At 56.8% G+C, this 19,669-nt stretch carries 18 protein-coding genes; 9 read left to right on the top strand and 9 right to left on the bottom strand.

The window, feature by feature from the left end; translation table 11 throughout:
• Positions 1-110 precede the first annotated feature (110 nt).
• Positions 111-314, bottom strand: a complete 204-nt coding sequence (locus tag ACUW6V_RS15090; RefSeq protein ID WP_004386987.1) for a YfgG family protein — start codon at positions 312-314, stop codon at positions 111-113.
• A 355-nt stretch (positions 315-669) separates the two neighbouring features.
• On the opposite strand from ACUW6V_RS15090, the gene ACUW6V_RS15085 reads away from it, so the two are divergent.
• On the top strand, positions 670-2,907 hold the full coding sequence (locus ACUW6V_RS15085) for an EAL domain-containing protein (protein WP_454038555.1): 2,238 nt from the start codon (positions 670-672) through the stop codon (positions 2,905-2,907).
• Positions 2,908-2,941: 34 nt separating this feature from the next.
• Here the strand turns inward: ACUW6V_RS15085 and ppx are convergent, their stop codons facing one another.
• From ppx to purM, 4 genes are all read right to left on the bottom strand, one after another.
• Positions 2,942-4,483 (bottom strand): exopolyphosphatase, encoded by a 1,542-nt coding sequence (gene ppx / locus ACUW6V_RS15080; protein ID WP_007900051.1) that lies wholly within the window; start codon positions 4,481-4,483, stop codon positions 2,942-2,944.
• 3 nt (positions 4,484-4,486) lie between these two features.
• On the bottom strand, positions 4,487-6,547 hold the full coding sequence (gene ppk1 / locus ACUW6V_RS15075; protein WP_007900053.1) for a polyphosphate kinase 1: 2,061 nt from the start codon (positions 6,545-6,547) through the stop codon (positions 4,487-4,489).
• A gap of 238 nt (positions 6,548-6,785) precedes the next feature.
• Positions 6,786-7,427 (bottom strand): phosphoribosylglycinamide formyltransferase, encoded by a 642-nt coding sequence (gene purN / locus ACUW6V_RS15070; protein ID WP_454038554.1) that lies wholly within the window; start codon positions 7,425-7,427, stop codon positions 6,786-6,788.
• A complete protein-coding gene (gene purM / locus ACUW6V_RS15065) occupies positions 7,427-8,464 on the bottom strand; it encodes a phosphoribosylformylglycinamidine cyclo-ligase (protein WP_007869947.1) in 1,038 nt (345 codons plus the stop codon). Before purM ends, purN begins: the two co-directional genes overlap by 1 nt.
• Before the next feature lie 231 nt (positions 8,465-8,695).
• Here purM and upp point away from each other — a divergent pair, with 231 nt between their 5' ends.
• The 3 genes from upp (at position 8,696) to hda (ending at position 11,490) form a co-directional block, all read left to right on the top strand.
• The gene (gene upp / locus ACUW6V_RS15060) at positions 8,696-9,322 is read left to right on the top strand and encodes a uracil phosphoribosyltransferase (RefSeq protein WP_007763150.1); all 627 of its coding nucleotides are present in this window, start codon (positions 8,696-8,698) and stop codon (positions 9,320-9,322) included.
• A gap of 81 nt (positions 9,323-9,403) precedes the next feature.
• Complete coding sequence (gene uraA / locus ACUW6V_RS15055) at positions 9,404-10,693, top strand: uracil permease (RefSeq protein ID WP_004386993.1); 1,290 nt, start codon at positions 9,404-9,406, stop codon at positions 10,691-10,693.
• 95 nt (positions 10,694-10,788) lie between these two features.
• On the top strand, positions 10,789-11,490 hold the full coding sequence (hda, locus tag ACUW6V_RS15050; protein ID WP_029039616.1) for a DnaA inactivator Hda: 702 nt from the start codon (positions 10,789-10,791) through the stop codon (positions 11,488-11,490).
• A gap of 49 nt (positions 11,491-11,539) precedes the next feature.
• Here the strand turns inward: hda and arsC are convergent, their stop codons facing one another.
• Both arsC and bepA read right to left on the bottom strand, forming a co-directional pair.
• Positions 11,540-11,896 (bottom strand): arsenate reductase (glutaredoxin), encoded by a 357-nt coding sequence (gene arsC / locus ACUW6V_RS15045; protein ID WP_004386995.1) that lies wholly within the window; start codon positions 11,894-11,896, stop codon positions 11,540-11,542.
• A gap of 11 nt (positions 11,897-11,907) precedes the next feature.
• Positions 11,908-13,374, bottom strand: a complete 1,467-nt coding sequence (gene bepA / locus ACUW6V_RS15040) for a beta-barrel assembly-enhancing protease (protein ID WP_454038553.1) — start codon at positions 13,372-13,374, stop codon at positions 11,908-11,910.
• 222 nt (positions 13,375-13,596) lie between these two features.
• Between bepA and ACUW6V_RS15035 the strand changes: the two genes are divergently transcribed.
• The gene (locus tag ACUW6V_RS15035) at positions 13,597-14,661 is read left to right on the top strand and encodes an AI-2E family transporter (protein WP_004386997.1); all 1,065 of its coding nucleotides are present in this window, start codon (positions 13,597-13,599) and stop codon (positions 14,659-14,661) included.
• 45 nt (positions 14,662-14,706) lie between these two features.
• Here ACUW6V_RS15035 and bcp read toward each other — a convergent pair whose 3' ends face one another.
• Positions 14,707-15,177 carry a thioredoxin-dependent thiol peroxidase gene (bcp, locus tag ACUW6V_RS15030; RefSeq protein WP_004386998.1) on the bottom strand — a complete coding sequence of 157 codons (471 nt, stop codon included), beginning with the start codon at positions 15,175-15,177 and terminating at the stop codon, positions 14,707-14,709.
• Between the two features lie 2 nt (positions 15,178-15,179).
• Positions 15,180-15,749, bottom strand: a complete 570-nt coding sequence (locus ACUW6V_RS15025) for a glycine cleavage system transcriptional repressor (RefSeq protein ID WP_004386999.1) — start codon at positions 15,747-15,749, stop codon at positions 15,180-15,182.
• Positions 15,750-15,896: 147 nt separating this feature from the next.
• Here ACUW6V_RS15025 and dapA point away from each other — a divergent pair, with 147 nt between their 5' ends.
• The 4 genes from dapA (at position 15,897) to ypfJ (ending at position 19,658) form a co-directional block, all read left to right on the top strand.
• Positions 15,897-16,775 (top strand): 4-hydroxy-tetrahydrodipicolinate synthase, encoded by an 879-nt coding sequence (gene dapA, locus ACUW6V_RS15020; RefSeq protein ID WP_012124062.1) that lies wholly within the window; start codon positions 15,897-15,899, stop codon positions 16,773-16,775.
• 16 nt (positions 16,776-16,791) lie between these two features.
• A complete protein-coding gene (gene bamC / locus ACUW6V_RS15015; RefSeq protein ID WP_004387001.1) occupies positions 16,792-17,826 on the top strand; it encodes an outer membrane protein assembly factor BamC in 1,035 nt (344 codons plus the stop codon).
• 129 nt (positions 17,827-17,955) lie between these two features.
• Positions 17,956-18,669, top strand: a complete 714-nt coding sequence (gene purC / locus ACUW6V_RS15010; protein WP_004387002.1) for a phosphoribosylaminoimidazolesuccinocarboxamide synthase — start codon at positions 17,956-17,958, stop codon at positions 18,667-18,669.
• 128 nt (positions 18,670-18,797) lie between these two features.
• Positions 18,798-19,658 carry a KPN_02809 family neutral zinc metallopeptidase gene (ypfJ, locus tag ACUW6V_RS15005; protein WP_063264216.1) on the top strand — a complete coding sequence of 287 codons (861 nt, stop codon included), beginning with the start codon at positions 18,798-18,800 and terminating at the stop codon, positions 19,656-19,658.
• Positions 19,659-19,669 lie beyond the last annotated feature (11 nt).

The raw sequence follows: 19,669 nt of genomic DNA, 5'->3' as shown, positions 1-19,669 counted from the left end.
TACTCATCCGTTCATCAGCGCTTATTACGCCGCGGTTTTCAGAATATCCGAAACGCCCGTAAATCATCGATTGCGGGCGTTTTCTGGCGTCGCAAGGGAAGCTTAAGACACTAGCGCTGCTGCTGTTGCTGCGAGGAGGCGTCGAGAGGCATGCTGATTTGCTGGGCCTGGACTTTATCCTGGTGGTGATACCACGCGCCGATGGCGGAGTAGATAAAGCGACCAAAGAAGAAAAGAAAACTGATAAGCAGTACAATACGGGTCATTCGACCGTTGAATCTGTCCCGTCTTCGTATGCTGGTGGCCTGTGACACGCCTTTACCCTTCAGGTTTACCCGTCAACTGCGGGCGACGTAAATATTAAGGCACAGCGAGCCGAAGAGGTCAATTATTCATCATGTAAATTTCCGTACGAATCTGCCGGGGCTGATTTTTATCAATGGATTTAAGCATTTGATGCATAACGCGATAAGAGTCTTTTTCTGCAAATGCCGGTTCGCGTATGGTGCAGTTGCATTACTTGATGTATATCAAAAGAAAGCGGTTTCCTGTGGCTAAGATTGGCTAACCGCGCCGCGTCCGGCTCAGGTCTGTCGCGCTTCTCAACAGCCAGGTCGGATGCCTGCCTGAAATTCTTGCCCGGGAACGGGACCCTGGTATCGAGCATCTATGTTATCGGTTGAAACACTCAAGAAAAATAAAGATCAGTGGTGGGCTCTGCCGCTGGTGTTACCGCTGTTGTTATTACCACTCGCCCGCGCAGGCAATACTTACGTGCATATCGAAGGCGGTCTGGTGGTGCTTTATTACCTGCCGCTGTCGCTGTTTAGCGCCTTTCTGATGATTTATGGCCGTCGCGCGCTGCCCGGCATCGGCCTTGGCATCGTTGTCTATTATCACCGCAATGTGGGGGGGTTAGATCTCTCTGTCACGCTGCTGAATTTCTTTATCCCGATAACGCTGAGCTGGGCAGGCTACCGTATTTTCGCGCCGGGCCAGCACGCGGTTTCGTGGTGGCATTCACGCAGCGGCGCGCAGCGTATGTTCTGGCTGGTGTTCTTTAACGCCTCGGTCTTTATGCTGTTTTACCAGATAGCCGCGTTTCTCGGGCTCTATGAACGTCCAACGTCACTGACGGGCGATAATCCTTTTACCGTATTGACGCTTATCAGCTATCAGGCCGTACTGGTCGGCTGCCTTACGGGGATGCCTTTTTTCTATCTGCTGATTCGCGTGCTGCGCCACCCGCGCTATCTGAAGAGTTTTCTCTCGCAGGCGCGTGCCCAGCGCGATAAGAAAGTCAGCAAAATCGAAGTGGTTGTCTGGCTCGGCGTGATTCTGTTCCTGCTTGGCTGTCTGGTGCAGCCGACGGGCGACAGCAGTTCGCTGTTCAGTACCACCTATACGCTTTCATTACTGTTGCCCGTGATGCTCTGGGGCGCGATGCGGTTTGGCTATTTCTTCATCACCACCGTCTGGACGCCGGTGCTGGCTGTGTTATGTCATTTCTATTATCTCTACTTCCCGTCGGTACCCGGCTACGAAACCCAGATGGTGGTCAATACCTCCAGCTATGGCGTCTTTTCGCTGGTGATTGTCTTTATGGCGCTGACTGCCACCCGCCAGCGCACGATGCATCTGCGCGGCCGTCGTCTGGCGTTAATCGATCCGTTAAGCCATATGCCGAATCTGCGAGCGCTGAACCGGGATCTTGGCAAAGCCCCCTGGTCGGTGCTGTGTTTTATGCGTATTCCCGAGCTTGAGCTGCTCGGGCGAAACTATGGCGTCATGCTGCGCATTCTCTATAAACAGCAGATGGCGGCGTGGTTGCGCCAGATCCTGCTGCCGGATGAGCTGGCGTACCAACTTTCCGGGCACGATTTAGTGCTGCGTATTCACACGGAATCGTATCTTGAGCGCATTGACGCGCTGGATAAACGCGTGCGACAGTTCCGCTTTATGTGGGATGGCATGCCGTTACAGCCGCAGGTGGGTATCAGTTACAGCTTTGTGCGCTCGCCGGTCACGCATCTGCATTTGTTGCTTGGTGAAATGAGCACCATGGCGGATCTGTCGCTTGCCACCAATCAGCCCGAAAGCTTGCAGTGTCGTGGCGCAAACCACGTGCAGAAAGCTGTGAAGCTGAAAGTGGATATGCTCAACCGCCTCCAGCAGGCGCTGGATAATCATCATTTCCGATTGATGGCGCAGCGTATCGAAGGGATGCGCGGCGACAGCTACTACGAAATTCTGCTGCGTATGCGCGGTGATGACGGCGAACTGATTGCCCCGGAGAATTTCCTGCCCGTGGCGCATGAGTTCGGCCTCTCGTCGCGCATTGATCTGATGGTGCTGGAAAGCACGCTGCAATTTATGGATGAGTGGCGCGAACAGCTGCCAGGCAGCCGTTTCTCTATCAACCTGACGCCTGCCACAGTCTGTCGCGTGCCGTTTCCGGGCGAGGTCCAGCGGCTGCTGGCGCGTTATCACATTGAGCCCTGGCAACTGATTTTTGAAATCACTGAAAGCCAGTCGTTCACGAATGTGGAACAGACGCAAATGACGCTTTCGCGGCTGCGAGCAATGGGGTGTCGCATTGCAATTGACGATTTCGGCACCGGTTACGCCAGCTACGCGCGGCTGAAAAACATCAATGCCGATATTTTAAAAATCGACGGTAGTTTTATTCGCAACATCGTGACCAGCAGCCTGGATTACCAGATTGTCGAATCGATGTGCCATCTGGCGCGGATGAAAAATATGCAGGTGGTGGCGGAGTATGTGGAAAGCGAAGAGATCAAAAACGTCGCTTGTTCGCTCGGTATCGACTATCTGCAGGGCTATGTGATTGGTAAGCCGCAACCGCTGGAGTCGCTTATCGCGGCGAAGCCCCAAGCGCAGGCATAAAAAAAACGGTGAGCCAGGCTCACCGTTTCGTGTTTCAGGCGGCCACTTCCGGGCTCGCTTCTTCTTCAATATTCAGCTTCCAGCCGGTAACGCCTTCCCAGTACTGCTGCTCACGTTCGAGATCCAGCAGCACCAGCGCGTTCTGGCTGAACCAGTCGTGCGGGAAACGCAGCGTCCAGTGATTCTCATCGGTATTCAGCACCAGCGTCGGCGGTGTGGTGGTCGCCTGACGCTGATTGTTCAGCAGCACGCCAAGGCGCAGCAGCTGGATGAGCGGCAGGAACTGCTTTTTCTTGTACAGCGTAAAGCGCGGCAGCTCGTCGAGCTTAATCGCCTTACGGTGATAGCGCACCAGCGTCGCCATCATCATTTGCTGCTCCTGATTAAAGCCCGGCAGATCGCTGTTCTGAAGGATATACGCCGAATGGCGGTGCAGGCCGCTGTGGTTAATGCCAAGCCCGACCTCATGCAGCATCGCCGCCCATTTCAGGAGCGCCGCCAGCGACGGGTTCGCAAGCTTAGGGTTTTGCTGCTCCCACTGCTCATACATCAGCATGGTGGTATCCAGTACCCGGTGTGCCTGTTCCCTGTCGATATGGTACTGATTGGCGAGGCTCTGCGCGGTGCGAATGCGGATATCCTGATGGCGGAAACGGCCTTCCATCTCATACAGCACGCCTTCGCGCAGCGCGCCGTCTGAGAGACGCAGCTCGCGGATCGCCAGCGCGTCAAACACGCCGCAGAGAATAGCCAGCCCCGGCACGAAGACGACTTTGCGCTCTTCCGACAGGCCCGGCAGGGTAAGCGCGGAGAAGTGGCCGAATTTCAGCACTTCATCGCGCAGCATATCGAGGCGATCCGGCGTGATAAAACCGTCTTTTTCGCCCATCTCTACCAGCACTTCATGCGCGGCTTTGATGGTGCCGGAAGCGCCCAGCGCCACGGTCCAGCCTTTAAGGCGATACTGCCAGGCGAGGCTTTCAAGCTTTTGCACGGCGGCGAGACGCGCGCGGCGGAAATTATCCGGCGTTATCTCACCGTTCGGGAAGAAATGCTGCCCGAAACTGACGCAGCCCATGCGGCGGCTTTCCACCAGTTGCGGCTCGAAATCTTCGCCGATCACCAGCTCCGTCGAGCCGCCGCCGATATCGATAACCAGCTTACGCCCGCGCTCTGGCTGCGTATGTTCCACGCCCATAAAAATCAGGCGCGCTTCTTCATTGCCGGAGATAATTTCAATCGGGTAGGGGATAACCTTTTCCGCGCGACGCAGGAAATCCGTCGCGTTAGCGGCCTGGCGCAGCGTGTGGGTGCCCACGATGCAGACTTTCGCCGCGGAAAACCCCTGCAGGCGCTCGGCGAACAGGGAGAGGCAGGCGAGGCCGCGCTCCATGGCCTCTTCGCTCAGCATATTATTTTCGTCCAGCCCATCGGCCAGGTGTACGCGCTGTTTCAGACGACCAATGATTTGCATGGCGCCATCCACCACACGGGCAATCACCATATGGAAGCTGTTAGAGCCGAGATCGACCGCAGCAAATTCCTCCGGTCGTGGAGCATCAGAAGTTATCGGCATAGATTATTCAGGCTGTTCCAGAGATTTTATGTAATCGTAAATCGCCAATTGTGCGCGAACTTTGCGGCGATTACCACGCGGCACATAGCGATTACTCAGTTCTTTGTCCACATAACGGGCCTTCACCGTATCACTGAACAGGATATCAATGATATCCAGAATGCGCTGTTTCAGGCGCGGGTCCAGCAGCGGCGCGGCGACTTCAATGCGGTAGTCGATATTACGCGTCATCCAGTCGGCAGACGACAGATAAACGCGCTTATCGCCGCCATTTTCGAAAATATAAACCCGGTCATGTTCGAGATAGCGGTCAACGATACTGATGACCTGAATATTGTCGCTCAGGCCTTCCAGCTGCGGGATAAGCGAGCACATGCCGCGAATCAGCAGATTCACTTTTACGCCGGAGCCGGACGCCGCGTAGAGCCTGTCCACCAGCCCTTTATCGACGAGATTATTAAGCTTAAGCGTAATCCCCGACGGCAACCCTTGCTGCGCGTTGGCTATCTCCTGATCGACCATTTCATAAAGCAGGCGGCGCGAGTTTTGCGGCGACACCAGCAGGTAATCGAAACTCACCGGGCGGTAAGGGTTCTCGATAAAGTTAAATACCCGGCGCACTTCGTTGGTGATGCGCGCATCGGCGGTCAGCAGCGAGTAGTCGGTATAAAGACGCGCGGTTTTCTCGTTAAAGTTGCCGGTGCCGATATGCGCGTAGCGCACCACGTCGTCACCCTCTTTACGCGAGATGAGAAACAGTTTGGCGTGGATCTTAAGGCCCGGCGCTGAGAAGATCACATGTACGCCCGCTTCGGTCAGGCGTTTCGCCCAGTGAATATTCGCCTCTTCATCAAATCGCGCCTGCAATTCCACCACGACGGTCACTTTTTTGCCGTTGTGGGCGGCGTGGATCATTGAGTCGATAATGCGCGAGTCTTTCGCCACGCGATAAATATTGATTTTGATGGCCAGCACGCTCGGGTCAAACGAGGCCTGGCGCAGCAGTTCCAGCACATGCTCGAACGTGTGATACGGGTAGTAGAGCAGCACGTCGCGCTCGCGAATGGCGTCAAAGCCGTTGCGGAATTGATCGAACCAGATGTGGCGCAGGCGCGGCAGCGGTTTGTTGATCAAATTCGCTTTGCCGACATTGGGGAAACTAATGAAATCTTTAAAGTTATGGTAACGCCCCCCCGGCACGATGGAGTCATAGCGGGAGATAGAGAGCTTCTCGCGCAGCATCTGCACCATCGCGTCCGGCATGTCGCGCTGGTAAACGAAACGCACCGGCTCGGCGGTGAGGCGCTGCTTGAGGCTTGAAGACATCAGCTCCAGCAGGCTCGATTCCATCTCATGCACCAGATCGTATTCCGCGTCGCGCGTCATTTTCATGGAATAGGCGTTCAGCGCGTCGTAATCGAAAAAGCCTTTAAAGATATCATCCAGGCAGAAGCGCAGAATGTTATCCAGCAGGATCATCGGCTTGCGGCGGCGCGGGGTTTCGGGCGGAAGATTCACGAAGCGCGGCACTTTATCCGCCGGGATCTCCAGCAGCGCGTAGCGAATAGATTCGCCGCGAATGATTTCGACCGCCAGATAGGTGTAATCGTCTTTCAGAAACTGCACCAGATCGGTGTCGCGATTAATCAGCGTCGGGGTGACGTGCTGGCGCAGATAGTGTTTGAAGTAGTGGCGCAGCCACACCTGTTGATTTTCAGAAAGCTGGCGTTCGTTAATCAGAAAGATTTGGTTGCGCGCCATCTCCAGCAGCAGATCGTTATACAGGCCGTCGAACTCCTGATCTGCCTTCAGCACCCGCGACTGGATCTTGCCCAGCAGGTGGCGCGAATGGGAGTTAGAACCCTGCTCTTCGCTGATGATAATGCGCCGCTTAAGCTCGGCAAACCGGACCTTATAAAACTCATCAAGGTTGTTAGAGTAGATGCCCAGAAAGCGCATGCGCTCAATCAGCGGGTTAGATTTATCCGCCGCTTCCTGCAATACGCGTTCGTTGAACGATAACCAGCTCAGTTCTTTTTCGATATAAAGCTTTTCCTGACCCATTACTACTCACACTCCGGTTGATTAACTCGGGACGTGGCAAATCCGTCTCGGGGTTATTATGGCGAGCTTTGTCATGCTCTGTCCAACTGTGCCAGAAAAGTATGACAGTTATCCGCAGGCTTACGAGAAAGCGGCAAAAAAGCCTGTGAAACCGTGATGTTGGCGGGCAAGTTTTCCGTGCCGATGACGGAATTAACGCCAGACGAAAGAAAAAATAAAGGGCCTCGCGGCCCTTTAATCATTCGTCAGAAGCGTAACCCTGCGGCGGGAGCGGCTGCCCGTCCAGCCAGGCGCGGCCTTCGCGCATCGCGAGACGGTCCTCGACAAACCAGCTTACCACCAGCGGGTAGATGGCGTGCTCTTGCGCCTGAACGCGCGCGGTGACGTCCTCTTCGCTGTCGCCGGGAAAGACCGGAACGCGGGCCTGTAAAATCACCGGGCCGCCATCCAGCTCGTCCGTCACAAAATGCACCGATGTGCCGTGCTCTTCATCGCCGTTGGCGAGCGCCTGGCGGTGCGTATGCAGCCCCGGATATTTCGGCAGCAGGGAAGGGTGAATATTCAGCAGCCGTCCTTCATAGTGCGCCACAAAGGCCGGGCTCAGAATACGCATATAGCCCGCCAGCACCACCAGATCCGGCGCGTAGGCGTCTATCTCCTGCATCAGCTCGCGGTCAAACGCCTCGCGGCTGGCAAAATCAGATGCGCTTAACGCATGCGCGGGAATGGCGGCCTCGCGCGCGCGTTCAAGGCCGAACGCGTCGGCCTTGTTGCTGAAGACGGCGCTAATCACGCCGTTGATTTTCTTCTGCGCGCAGGCGTCGATAATCGCCTGCAAATTACTGCCGCTGCCGGAAATCAGCACTACGATGCGCTTCATTACGCAATAACCACGCGTTCCTGGGCATCGGAGGCTTTGATCGCGCCGATTTTCCATGCGGTTTCGCCGAGGCTATTGAGCAGCGCTACCGCGTTATCCGCTTCTGCGGCTGGCAGGGCGATGACCATACCAACGCCGCAGTTAAAGGTGCGGTACATTTCATGACGGCTGACGTTGCCCGCCTGCTGTAGCCAGTTGAAGACCGCCGGCCACTGCCAGGAGGCTTCATCAATCACGGCCTGGGTGTTGTCCGGCAGCACGCGCGGAATGTTTTCCCAGAAGCCGCCGCCGGTCAGGTGGGCGATGGCATGGACTTCAAGCTTCTCAATCAGCTCCAGCACCGGTTTTACATAGATGCGGGTAGGGGCCAGCAGGTGATCGGCGAGCGGTTTGCCGTCAAGCTCGGTGGTTTGCGGGTCCGCGCCGCTCACTTCAAGAATTTTACGCACCAGCGAGTAGCCGTTGGAGTGCGGACCGCTGGAGGCTAGCGCGACCAGTACGTCGCCATCGGCGACTTTCGAGCCGTCGATAATCTCTGATTTTTCCACCACGCCGACGCAGAAACCGGCCACGTCGTAATCGTCGCCGTGATACATGCCAGGCATTTCCGCCGTTTCGCCGCCCACCAGCGCGCAGCCGGATTGCAGGCAGCCTTCGGCGATGCCGTTAATCACGCTTGCCGCGGTATCCACATCCAGCTTGCCGGTCGCGTAGTAATCGAGGAAGAACAGCGGCTCAGCGCCCTGTACCACCAGATCGTTAACGCACATCGCCACCAGATCGATGCCAATCGTGTCGTGACGCTTCAGATCCATCGCCAGACGCAGCTTGGTGCCGACGCCGTCCGTCCCGGAGACCAGCACTGGCTCGCGGTATTTCTGCGGCAGCGCGCAGAGGGCGCCGAAGCCGCCCAGGCCACCCATCACTTCCGGGCGACGGGTTTTTTTCACGACGCCTTTGATTCGGTCGACCAGAGCGTTACCAGCATCAATATCAACACCGGCATCTTTATAGCTGAGAGAGGTTTTGTCGGTCACTGCTAAAGTCCCCACGCGGTTGCGGTTGGTGGTAGTAGAGAAAACGCGGCAATTCTAACAGTCCAGGCAAACGTTTGCGAGCCCTTGTTGCGTTGAATAAAACACACTAATAAGATGACTGACTTCTGTTCGGTTGATCCCGATCAAGCCCATTACGTATGGCGCGGCCCGCAAAAAGCGGTATAATCCGGCGATTTTTTTGTGGCTGCCATCTTGCTGGGGAGAAAGAGAATGAAGATCGTTGAAGTGAAACACCCGCTGGTTAAACACAAGCTGGGCCTGATGCGCGAGCATGACATCAGCACCAAGCGTTTTCGTGAACTCGCCTCTGAAGTGGGCAGCCTGCTGACCTATGAAGCCACAGCCGATCTGCTGACGGAAAAAGTGACTATCGAAGGCTGGAACGGCCCGGTGGAAATCGAGCAGATCAAAGGCAAGAAAATTACCGTAGTGCCTATTCTGCGCGCCGGTCTTGGCATGATGGAAGGGGTGCTGGAGAACGTACCGAGCGCGCGTATCAGCGTGGTCGGCGTTTACCGTGATGAAGAAACCCTGGAGCCGGTGCCGTATTTCCAGAAGCTGGTTTCTAATATCGACGAGCGCATGGCGCTGGTTGTCGACCCGATGCTGGCGACAGGCGGTTCGATGATCGCCACCATCGACCTGCTGAAGAAAGCGGGCTGCACCAGCATCAAAGTGCTGGTTCTGGTTGCCGCGCCGGAAGGCATCAAGGCGCTGGAGAAAGCGCACCCGGATATCGAGCTTTATACCGCGTCTATCGACAAGGGGCTGAACGAGCACGGGTACATCATCCCGGGCCTCGGCGATGCGGGCGATAAAATATTTGGTACGAAATAAACGTTAAGCCGACTTATTAGTCGGCTTTTTTTTGGTCCCACACTTAACACATCACACATCAACACTCTTGAGGAAAACGCTATGACGCGCCGTGCTATCGGGGTAAGTGAACGTCCGCCGCTCTTACAGACTATCCCGCTTAGTTTGCAGCACCTGTTCGCCATGTTTGGCGCAACCGTGCTGGTGCCCATCCTGTTTCATATTAACCCGGCCACCGTACTGCTGTTTAACGGCATCGGCACGCTGCTGTATCTCTTTATCTGTAAAGGCAAAATCCCGGCGTATCTGGGCTCAAGCTTTGCCTTTATCTCGCCCGTGTTGCTGTTGCTGCCGCTTGGCTATGAGATGGCGCTCGGCGGGTTTATCGTCTGCGGCGCGCTGTTTTGCATCGTGGCGCTGATTGTCAAAAAAGCGGGCACCGGCTGGCTCGACGTGATGTTCCCGCCTGCGGCGATGGGTGCCATCGTCGCGGTTATCGGCCTGGAACTGGCGGGCGTTGCGGCCAATATGGCGGGCCTGCTGCCTGCGGAAGGCCAGACGGCGGATTCCACCACAATCACTATTTCGCTGGTAACGCTGGCGGTCACGGTGTTTGGCTCGGTGCTGTTCCGCGGTTTTCTCGCGATCATCCCGATTCTCATCGGCGTGCTGGCGGGCTATGCGCTCTCCTTCGCGATGGGCGTTGTGGATACCACGCCGATTGCCAATGCCCACTGGTTTGCGCTGCCGACGTTCTACACGCCGCGCTTTGAGTGGTTTGCCATCTTCACCATTCTGCCCGCAGCGCTGGTGGTCATAGCCGAGCACGTCGGGCACCTGGTGGTGACGGCGAACATCGTGAAAAAAGATCTGATCCGCGATCCGGGCCTGCACCGCTCGATGTTTGCGAACGGTTTCTCGACGATGATTTCCGGTTTCTTCGGCTCCACGCCGAACACGACCTATGGCGAAAACATCGGCGTTATGGCGATCACCCGCGTTTACAGCACCTGGGTTATTGGTGGCGCTGCGATCATCGCGATTTTGCTCTCCTGCGTTGGCAAACTGGCGGCGGCGATCCAGATTATCCCGGTGCCGGTGATGGGCGGCGTTTCGCTGCTGCTCTACGGCGTGATCGGCGCATCCGGTATTCGCGTACTGATTGAATCTAAAGTGGATTATAGCAAGGCGCAGAACCTGATCCTGACGTCAGTCATCCTGATCATCGGCGTCAGCGGCGCGAAAGTGCATATTGGCGCGGCCGAGCTGAAAGGCATGGCGCTGGCGACGATTGTCGGCGTGGCGCTGAGCCTGATTTTCAAACTTATCAATGTATTGCGCCCGGAAGAGACGGTGCTTGACGCTGACGAGCACGAAAAATCGCCGCACTGATCAGCCTGCCGGGCGGCGCTGTCGCCCGGTTCAACAGCGAAGCGATTGTGTGATAGACTCAATGCGTTTTTTCGTATGTCCTTGAAGAGGTCCTTCTGAACACACCGGCACAGCTCTCCTTGCCGCTCTGGCTGCCCGATGACGAAACGTTTGCCAGCTTCTGGCCGGGCGACAACCCCTCTTTATTAGCCGCACTCCAGACGATGCTGCGCCACGACCGCAGCGGCTACATCTATTTCTGGTCGCGAGAGGGCGGTGGGCGCAGTCATCTGCTGCATGCCGCCTGCGCTGAGCTTTCGCAGCGCGGAGACGCGGTTGGTTATGTGCCGCTCGATAAACGCACCTGGTTTGTCCCGGAAGTGCTGGAGGGCATGGAGCAACTCTCGCTGGTGTGCATCGATAATATCGAGTGCATCGCAGGCGATGAGCCCTGGGAAATGGCTATCTTCAATCTCTATAACCGCATTCTGGAATCGGGCAATACCCGGCTGCTCATTACCGGCGACAGGCCGCCGCGCCAGCTCAACCTGAAGCTGCCCGATCTCGCCTCGCGCCTCGACTGGGGGCAAATCTACCGGCTCCAGCCGCTCTCGGATGACGATAAGCTCCAGGCGCTGCAGCTGCGCGCCCGGATGCGCGGTTTTGAACTGCCGGAAGATGTGGGGCGTTTTCTGTTAAAACGGCTCGATCGTGAAATGCGCACGCTGTTCCTGACGCTCGATCAGCTCGATCGCGCCTCGATCAGCGCCCAGCGCAAGCTAACGATCCCGTTTGTAAAAGACACGCTCGGGCTGTAAAACCGTGTCAGAAAGAAGAACGCCGCGAGGAGTGCCCGCGGCGTTTTTTTTAGAGGATCTCCAGCACCTGCTCCGGCGGACGCCCCAGTCGCGCTTTGCCGTGGCTAATCACAATCGGGCGCTCAATCAGTTTCGGGTTGTCCACCATTGCCTGAATCAGCGCCTCTTCGCTGAGCGATGGGTCAGCCAGATTCAGCGTTTTGTAGAGATCTTCTTTCGTGCGCATCAGCTCGCGCGCCTGGCTGAACCCGAGCTGGTTCAGCAGCGTTTTGATTGTCGCGGCATCCGGCGGCGTCTCCAGATACAGCACGACATCCGGCTCAATGCCGCGTTCGGTCAGCAGGCTCAGGGTTTCGCGGCTCTTTGAGCAGCGCGGGTTATGGTAAATCGTCACGTCCCGGGACATGGTCTCTCCTGTTACATTTTTTCGTAAGGGCGGAAGCGCTGTTGCAGCTGGCGGATCTGATCGATACGGGCGTCATAACGCGCCTGTTGCAGACTGCCGAGCTTCACCTGCGAACTGGCGCTGCTAAGCAGCGTGATTGCCTGATCGAGTTTACCCAGAAGCGCCATCACTTCGGCGCGCGCCGCCAGCTCCTGATCGCGATTGCCGAGCGCCGCCTGCGCCTGCGCCAGCAGATCCCAGCCGTTGGTGTCATCCGGCCAGGTAAAGGTGTAGCGGTTAAGGATAGTCACCGCCTGCGCCGGCTGGCTGCCTTCCAGATACGCGTTAGCAAGGTTCAACTGCAACACCGGATTGGTTTTCAGATCCGGCGTGCTTTTCAGACGGTCAATCGCCTCCTGCGCTTTGTGTTCGCCAAGCGAAATATCGGTGGCGAGGTCGAGATACCATGCATTGTCCGGCTGCGCGCGCAACAGCGGTTCCAGCTGCTGGCGGGCTTCGGCGAAGCGTTTATCCTGCATCGCCTGCAGGGCGCGGCCATATTGCGCGGCGTGTTGTTCGCGCTGGTTGCCTTTGGCGAGCGAATCCAGAATATCGCTGGTGAGCTGGTTACGCCCGGAGTTATACATGCCCAGCGTGCGCACTTTCGCCATGTAGAACGCTTCAGAGGATTGCGATACGACGGGGCGCATCTGGTTCGCGCGGTTACGGGCATCCGACAGACGGCTTTCCGGCAGCGGGTGAGTCAGCAGAATTTCCGGCGGGCGCGTGGAGTAGCGCGCCTGGTCGAGAAGTTTCTCAAGGAAAGTCGGCATCGCCTGCGGATCAAAGCCCGAGCGTTGCAGCACCTGAATACCGATGCGGTCAGCTTCCTGTTCATTCTGTTGAGTAAACGTGATAACGCCCTGCTGTGTACCGGCGAGCGTGCCGGTGAGCGCCGCCATACCCGCCTGCGGGCTTGCCATCGCGAGCAGTATTGAGCCGAGCGCGCCGACCCAGGTGAGCGGGGCGCTGCGCTTTTGATCTTCCATCGCGCGCGCCAGGTGACGCTGGGTGACGTGGGAGATTTCATGCGCCATTACCGAGGCGAGCTGGCTTTCGTTATCGGCATACCGAAACAGCGCCGAGTGCAGCACGACGTTGCCGCCGAAAAAGGCGAAGGCGTTAATTTCGTCGTTATTAATGAGATAGAAGTGGAAAGGGGTTTTTACCGAATCGGCGTGCGATACCAGGCGCATACCCAGCCCGTTGATATATTGCACCAGCAGCGGGTCGTTAATCAGGGGCGCGCTGCCGCGTAGCTGACGGACGTAGTAATCGCCCATCTGTAACTCCTGACCGATAGAGAGCGTGCTGCCCGCCGAGGTACCCATATCCGGCAAACCGTCGGCCGGGTCCGCTGCAAAGGCGGGCGCAAGCTGGCCTGCCAGCATGCCGCCGATAAGCGTTGCAACCAGTGTCGTTTTCAACTGCCTGAACATAGCCTCTTTCCCGTCTGTATAGAGTCTCTTTTGACCCGCCCGGCATCGCTTTGTTCAGTCCGCGCGCCCGGCTGGGAAGTCCGTTTTACAAATGCGTCGGGAAATCATATTCATCCGGCAACGGGTTGTCTTGCGGGGGGCACAAAAATCACGGTCTTTTTTGTGACATTTCGATACAATTCGCCCTCACGCCCGTGCCGTCACCCGTGAGGGAAGGTTTTTATGCTTGAAATGTTAACCCAGTGGTATCGTCGTCGCTTCAGCGATCCGGAGGCGATAGCGCTGCTGGCGATTCTGGTCGCTGGTTTTTGTATCCTCTTCTTCCTGCATGGTTTGCTGGCACCGCTGCTGGTCGCTATCGTTCTTGCCTACCTGCTGGAGTGGCCGACGTCGCGGCTGCAACGCATCGGCTGTTCACGTGGCCTTGCCGCAACGCTGGTGCTGGTGCTCTTTATCGGTATTGTTCTGGTCATGGCGTTTGTTGTGGTGCCGGTGGCCTGGCAGCAGGGAATTAACCTGATCCGCGATATTCCCGGCATGCTCAATAAGCTCTCCGATTTTGCGGCGACGCTGCCGAAGCGTTTTCCGGCGCTGATGGACGCGGGCATTATCGACGCCATCGCCGAAAATATGCGCACCCGCATCATCACGCTTGGCGATTCGGTAGTGAAATATTCGCTCGCCTCGCTGGTGGGCCTGCTGACGCTTGCTATCTACCTGATTCTGGTGCCGCTGATGGTGTTCTTTTTAGTCAAAGATAAAGAACAATTGCTGAACGCGGTGCGGCGTGTGCTGCCGCGTAACCGCGGTCTCGCAGGGCAGGTGTGGGTGGAGATGAATCAGCAAATTACCAATTACATCCGCGGCAAAGTGCTGGAGATGATTGTGGTGGGTGTCGCGACCTGGATAGGTTTCCTGATTTTCGGCCTTAACTACTCGCTGTTACTGGCGGTGCTGGTCGGCATCTCAGTACTCATTCCGTATATCGGCGCGTTTATGGTGACTATCCCGGTCGTGTGCGTGGCGCTGTTTCAGTTCGGCATGGGCACGGAGTTCTGGAGCTGCTTTGCGGTCTATCTGATCATTCAGGGGCTGGATGGCAACGTGCTGGTGCCGGTGCTGTTCTCCGAAGCGGTCAATCTGCATCCGCTGGTGATTATTCTCTCGGTGGTGATTTTCGGCGGGCTGTGGGGCTTCTGGGGGATTTTCTTCGCCATTCCGCTGGCGACGCTGATTAAAGCGGTGGTTCACGCCTGGCCGGAAACCACGCCGACGGCGCAAGAGTAACGTCATACAGGCCGGGCAGGCGTTGCGCCTCCCGGCAATGTGACGTCAGGCGTGTTCTTTCAGCCAGGCCAGCACCACATCGTGGTGATTGCTGGTTTTGAAATCATTGAACACATGCTCGATTTTTCCTTCGGCATCGATCAGAAAGCTGATGCGATGAATGCCGTCGTAGGTTTTCCCCATAAAGGATTTTTCACCCCAGACGCCAAACTGGTCGCTCACCTGATGATCTTCATCCGAGAGCAGCGTGAAATTAAGCAGCTCTTTTTCAGCGAAACGCGAGAGCTTTTCAGGTTTATCGGTGCTGATGCCAAGCACTTCCACACCCGCTTTTTTCAGGTCATCCATGTTATCGCGCAGCCCGCATGCCTGGACGGTGCAGCCCGGCGTCATGGCTTTGGGATAGAAATAAACCAGAACACGCTGTCCCTGGAAGTCGGTCAAATTTACTTGTTCACCGTCCTGATCGGGCAAGCTAAATTTCGGTGCGATATCACCGGCTTTCAGTGGATTCATCACTACACTCCATCCTGTTCATCTTGCTGTGGATAATTAACCACGCTAATAGTGCCTTGCGCGCCCAGCTCTGTACAGAGTTGACGGAAAGGCTGTTCGATAATCGTCGCATCCTGTGAAGCCGGACTGTGCGCCGTTATCTGAATATAGAGCTGTGCGGACTTATTTTCCTGCGCAGGCTGCGTGCGCGAGATAAGTTCAGCGATATTCATGTCGTGGGAATGGAACAGTTCGGTGAAGCGCTCAATCAAATGCGGCGAATCTTCCACCTCGACCTGCACCCAGACGGATGCCGGCATCGCCTGGCGAGGACGGGCGGTGGTGCGTTTCATCACAATCAGCAAATCCAGCTCGGCGCCCTTGAGCGGCAGCGTGGATTCAATCAGCGTAATCGCGTTCCAGCTTCCGGACAGCAGCATGATGAACGTGAACTCCTCTCCCAGCATCGCCAGACGGCTATCTTCGATATTGCAGCCGCAGCTGCTAACGTGACGGGTGATAGTGTTAACGATACCCGAGCGGTCGGCTCCCAGCGCGGTAATCACCAGATAATGGGGGGATGAGGATGTCAAACCTGTGCTTCCTGTTGAAACGATGAATTATTCCTTAGGAAACCATAAAAAAATCCGCCATACAACCGCATAGCGCGCCCTGGCCGCTTGCTTTTATTACGGCACCAAACGTACCATTGAGGCTCTTGTTTGCACAGAGGATGGCCAATGTTCACGGGAAGTATTGTCGCGCTTATCACGCCGATGGATGAAAAAGGTAATGTCTGCCGGGCGAGCCTGAAAAAACTGATTGATTACCATGTCGCTAACGGAACGTCGGCGATTGTATCGGTAGGGACGACCGGGGAATCCGCCACGCTCAGCCATGACGAGCATGCTGATGTGGTGATGATGACGCTGGAACTTGCCGACGGCCGCATTCCGGTTATCGCAGGCACGGGCGCGAACGCCACTTCCGAGGCCATCAGCCTGACTCAGCGTTTCAACGACAGCGGCATCGCAGGCTGTCTGACCGTTACGCCGTATTACAACCGTCCGACCCAGGAAGGCCTGTTCCAGCATTTTAAAGCTATCGCAGAGCATACCGACCTGCCGCAGATCCTCTATAATGTGCCGTCCCGTACCGGTTGCGATATGCTGCCGGAGACGGTAGGTCGTCTGTCAAAAATTAAAAATATTGTCGGTATCAAAGAAGCGACCGGGAACTTAAGCCGCGTTCACCTGATCAAAGAGCTGGTCAATGAAGATTTCGCGCTGTTAAGCGGCGATGACGCCACGGCGATGGATTTCATGCAGCTTGGCGGCCACGGGGTGATTTCTGTTACCACCAACGTCGCCGCGCGCGATATGGCCGATATGTGCCGGCTCGCGGCGGAAGGGAAGTTTGACGATGCGCGCATCATCAATCGTCGCCTGATGCCTTTGCATCATAAATTATTTGTCGAACCCAATCCTGTCCCGGTGAAATGGGCCTGTAAGGAATTGGGACTTGTGGCGACCGATACGCTGCGCCTGCCAATGACGCCGATTACCGATGCCGGTCGCGACATTGTTGGCTCCGCGCTTAAGCATGCCGGCCTGCTGTAAAGTTTAGGGAGATTTGATGGCTTACTCAGTACAGAAGTCGCGTGTGGCGAAAGTAGCAACCGTATCGCTGGTGATGCTGCTCGCCGCCTGTAGTTCCGATTCGCGCTACAAGCGTCAGGTGAGCGGCGACGAGTCCTATCTGGACGCGGCTCCGCTGGCAGAACTGCACGCGCCGGCCGGTATGATCCTGCCGGTGCAGAACGGCGACTATAACATCCCGACCCCGCGTACCAACGGCCCGGTTGGCAAACAGCTTGATATTCGCCCGCCCACACAGCCGCTGGCGTTGGTCAGTGGCGCGCGTACGCAGTTCACGGGCGACACCGCGACGCTGCTGCTTGAAAGCGGCCGCAACGGTGCGCTCTGGCCGCAGGTGGTCAGCGTCGTGCAGTCGCTCAATTACACCATTGAAAAACGCGACGACGCCGCTCAGACGCTCAACACCGACTGGGTACAGTGGAACCGCGCCGATGAAGACCAGCAGTATCGCGGTCGCTATCAGGTCAGCGTGAAGCCGCAGGGCTATCAGCAGGCGCTGGTGGTGAAGCTCGTCAATCTTGAGCAGGATGGCAAACCGGTGGCGGATACCGCCTCATTGCAGCGTTACAGCGCCGAAATGCTGAACGCCATTGCCTCCGGTCTTGATAAAAACGAAACCGCGCGTCAGAACGCCGCCGATAACCGCAGCGCGTCGCAAATCGACGTCACCAGCGGTTCCGACGATGTTGGCCTGCCGGTACTGGTGGTGCGCGCGCCGTTCAACGCCGTCTGGAACCGCCTGCCGGATACGCTTGCCAAAGTGGGCATGAAAGTGACCGACTCCACCCGTTCAACGGGCAGCGTCGCCGTGACCTACAAAGCGCTGTCTGACAGCGACTGGCAGGCGCTGGGCGCACGCGATCCGGGCCTCTCTAACGGCGATTATAAACTTCAGGTCGGCGATCTCGATAACCGCACCAGCCTGCAGTTCATCGACCCGAAAGGCCATACGCTGACCCAGTCGCAGAACGATGCGCTGGTAGCCGCCTTCCAGGCTGCATTCAGCAAGTAATACGCAGGGCCGGATCACTCCGGCCCTTTTTTCTGTGGTGGACGCAAACGTGTGCGTCGCCAGAAAATGGCAAGTTTTGTGATAAATCCTCAGGCCGCGCGAGCGGTCACCATACCTGGAGTAATAAAGATGCAAAAGCAAGCTGAGTTGTATCGTGGCAAAGCGAAAACCGTATACAGCACGGAAAACCCGGATCTGTTGGTGCTCGAGTTCCGCAATGATACGTCAGCAGGCGACGGTGCCCGCATTGAACAGTTTGACCGTAAGGGAATGGTGAACAACAAGTTTAACTATTTCATTATGAGCAAACTGGCTGAAGCGGGTATCCCGACGCAAATGGAACGGCTGCTTTCTGATACCGAAGCGCTGGTGAAAAAGCTCGACATGGTGCCGGTGGAGTGCGTTATCCGCAACCGCGCGGCGGGCTCGCTGGTGAAGCGTCTCGGCATTGAAGAGGGCATCGAACTCAATCCGCCGCTGTTCGACCTGTTCCTGAAAAACGACGCGATGCACGATCCGATGGTTAACGAATCCTACTGCGAAACGTTCGGCTGGGTGAGCCAGGAAAACCTCGCGCGCATGAAAGAACTGACCTATAAAGCCAACGACGTGCTGAAAAAGCTCTTTGACGACGCGGGCCTGATCCTGGTCGACTTCAAGCTGGAGTTTGGTCTGTTCAAAGGTGAAGTGACGCTGGGCGATGAGTTCTCGCCGGACGGCGCGCGTCTGTGGGATAAACAAACCATGGACAAAATGGACAAAGACCGCTTCCGTCAGAGCCTGGGCGGCCTTATCGAGGCCTACGAAGAAGTCGCGCGTCGTCTTGGCGTAAATCTCGACTAAGCTTTTCCTTCGCATTTTCGCAGGGTATGGCTCTCATACCCTGCGCCTTCCCCCGTTTTCTTATGGTAAAGCGCGCCTGAACCACCTACGATCATTATCATAATAATTGAGAGTGATGAGGTCAGAGTATGCGTTGGCAAGGACGTCGCGAAAGCGACAACGTCGAAGACAGAAGAAACAGCAGTTCGCCGATGATGGGCGGGCGCGGATTCCGCCTGCCTGCCGGGAAGGGCGGGCTGGTACTGCTGGTGGTTGTGGTGGTCGCCAGTTATTACGGTGTCGATCTCACCGGGCTTCTGACCGGCGGCGCGCCGGTCAGCCAGCAGGCGTCGCGCTCCATCAGCCCGAACGACGACGAAGCGGCGAAATTCACCTCGGTGATTCTCGGCACCACCGAAGAGAGCTGGGGCCAGCAATTCCAGAAAATGGGCCGTACCTATCAGGAGCCGAAACTGGTGATGTACCGCGGTGCCACCCGCACGGGGTGCGGCACTGGCCAGTCGGTGATGGGCCCGTTCTACTGCCCGGCGGACAGCACCGTGTATATCGATCTCTCTTTCTATGACGAAATGAAAGAGAAACTTGGCGCGGGCGGCGATTTCGCGCAGGGCTACGTCATCGCGCACGAAGTGGGTCATCATGTGCAGAAGCTGCTCGGCATTGAGCCGAAAGTGCGCCAGCTCCAGCAAAACGCCTCTCAGACCGAAGTGAACCGCCTCTCGGTGCGCCTTGAGTTACAGGCGGACTGTTTTGCGGGCGTCTGGGGCAATGCGATGCAGAAAGAGGGCGTGCTGGAAACCGGCGATTTGCAGGAGGCGCTGAACGCCGCGCAGGCGATCGGCGATGACCGCCTTCAGCAGCAGAGTCAGGGGCGCGTGGTGCCGGACAGCTTTACCCACGGTACGTCCGATCAGCGCTACAGCTGGTTTAAACGCGGTTTTGACAGCGGCGACCCGGCCCAGTGCAACACCTTTGGCAACGCGCTGTAACGCAGGCAGGT

Source organism: Cronobacter sp. 153480017-3 (genome assembly GCF_053627815.1).
This window is presented reverse-complemented; position numbering and strand designations above follow the sequence as displayed.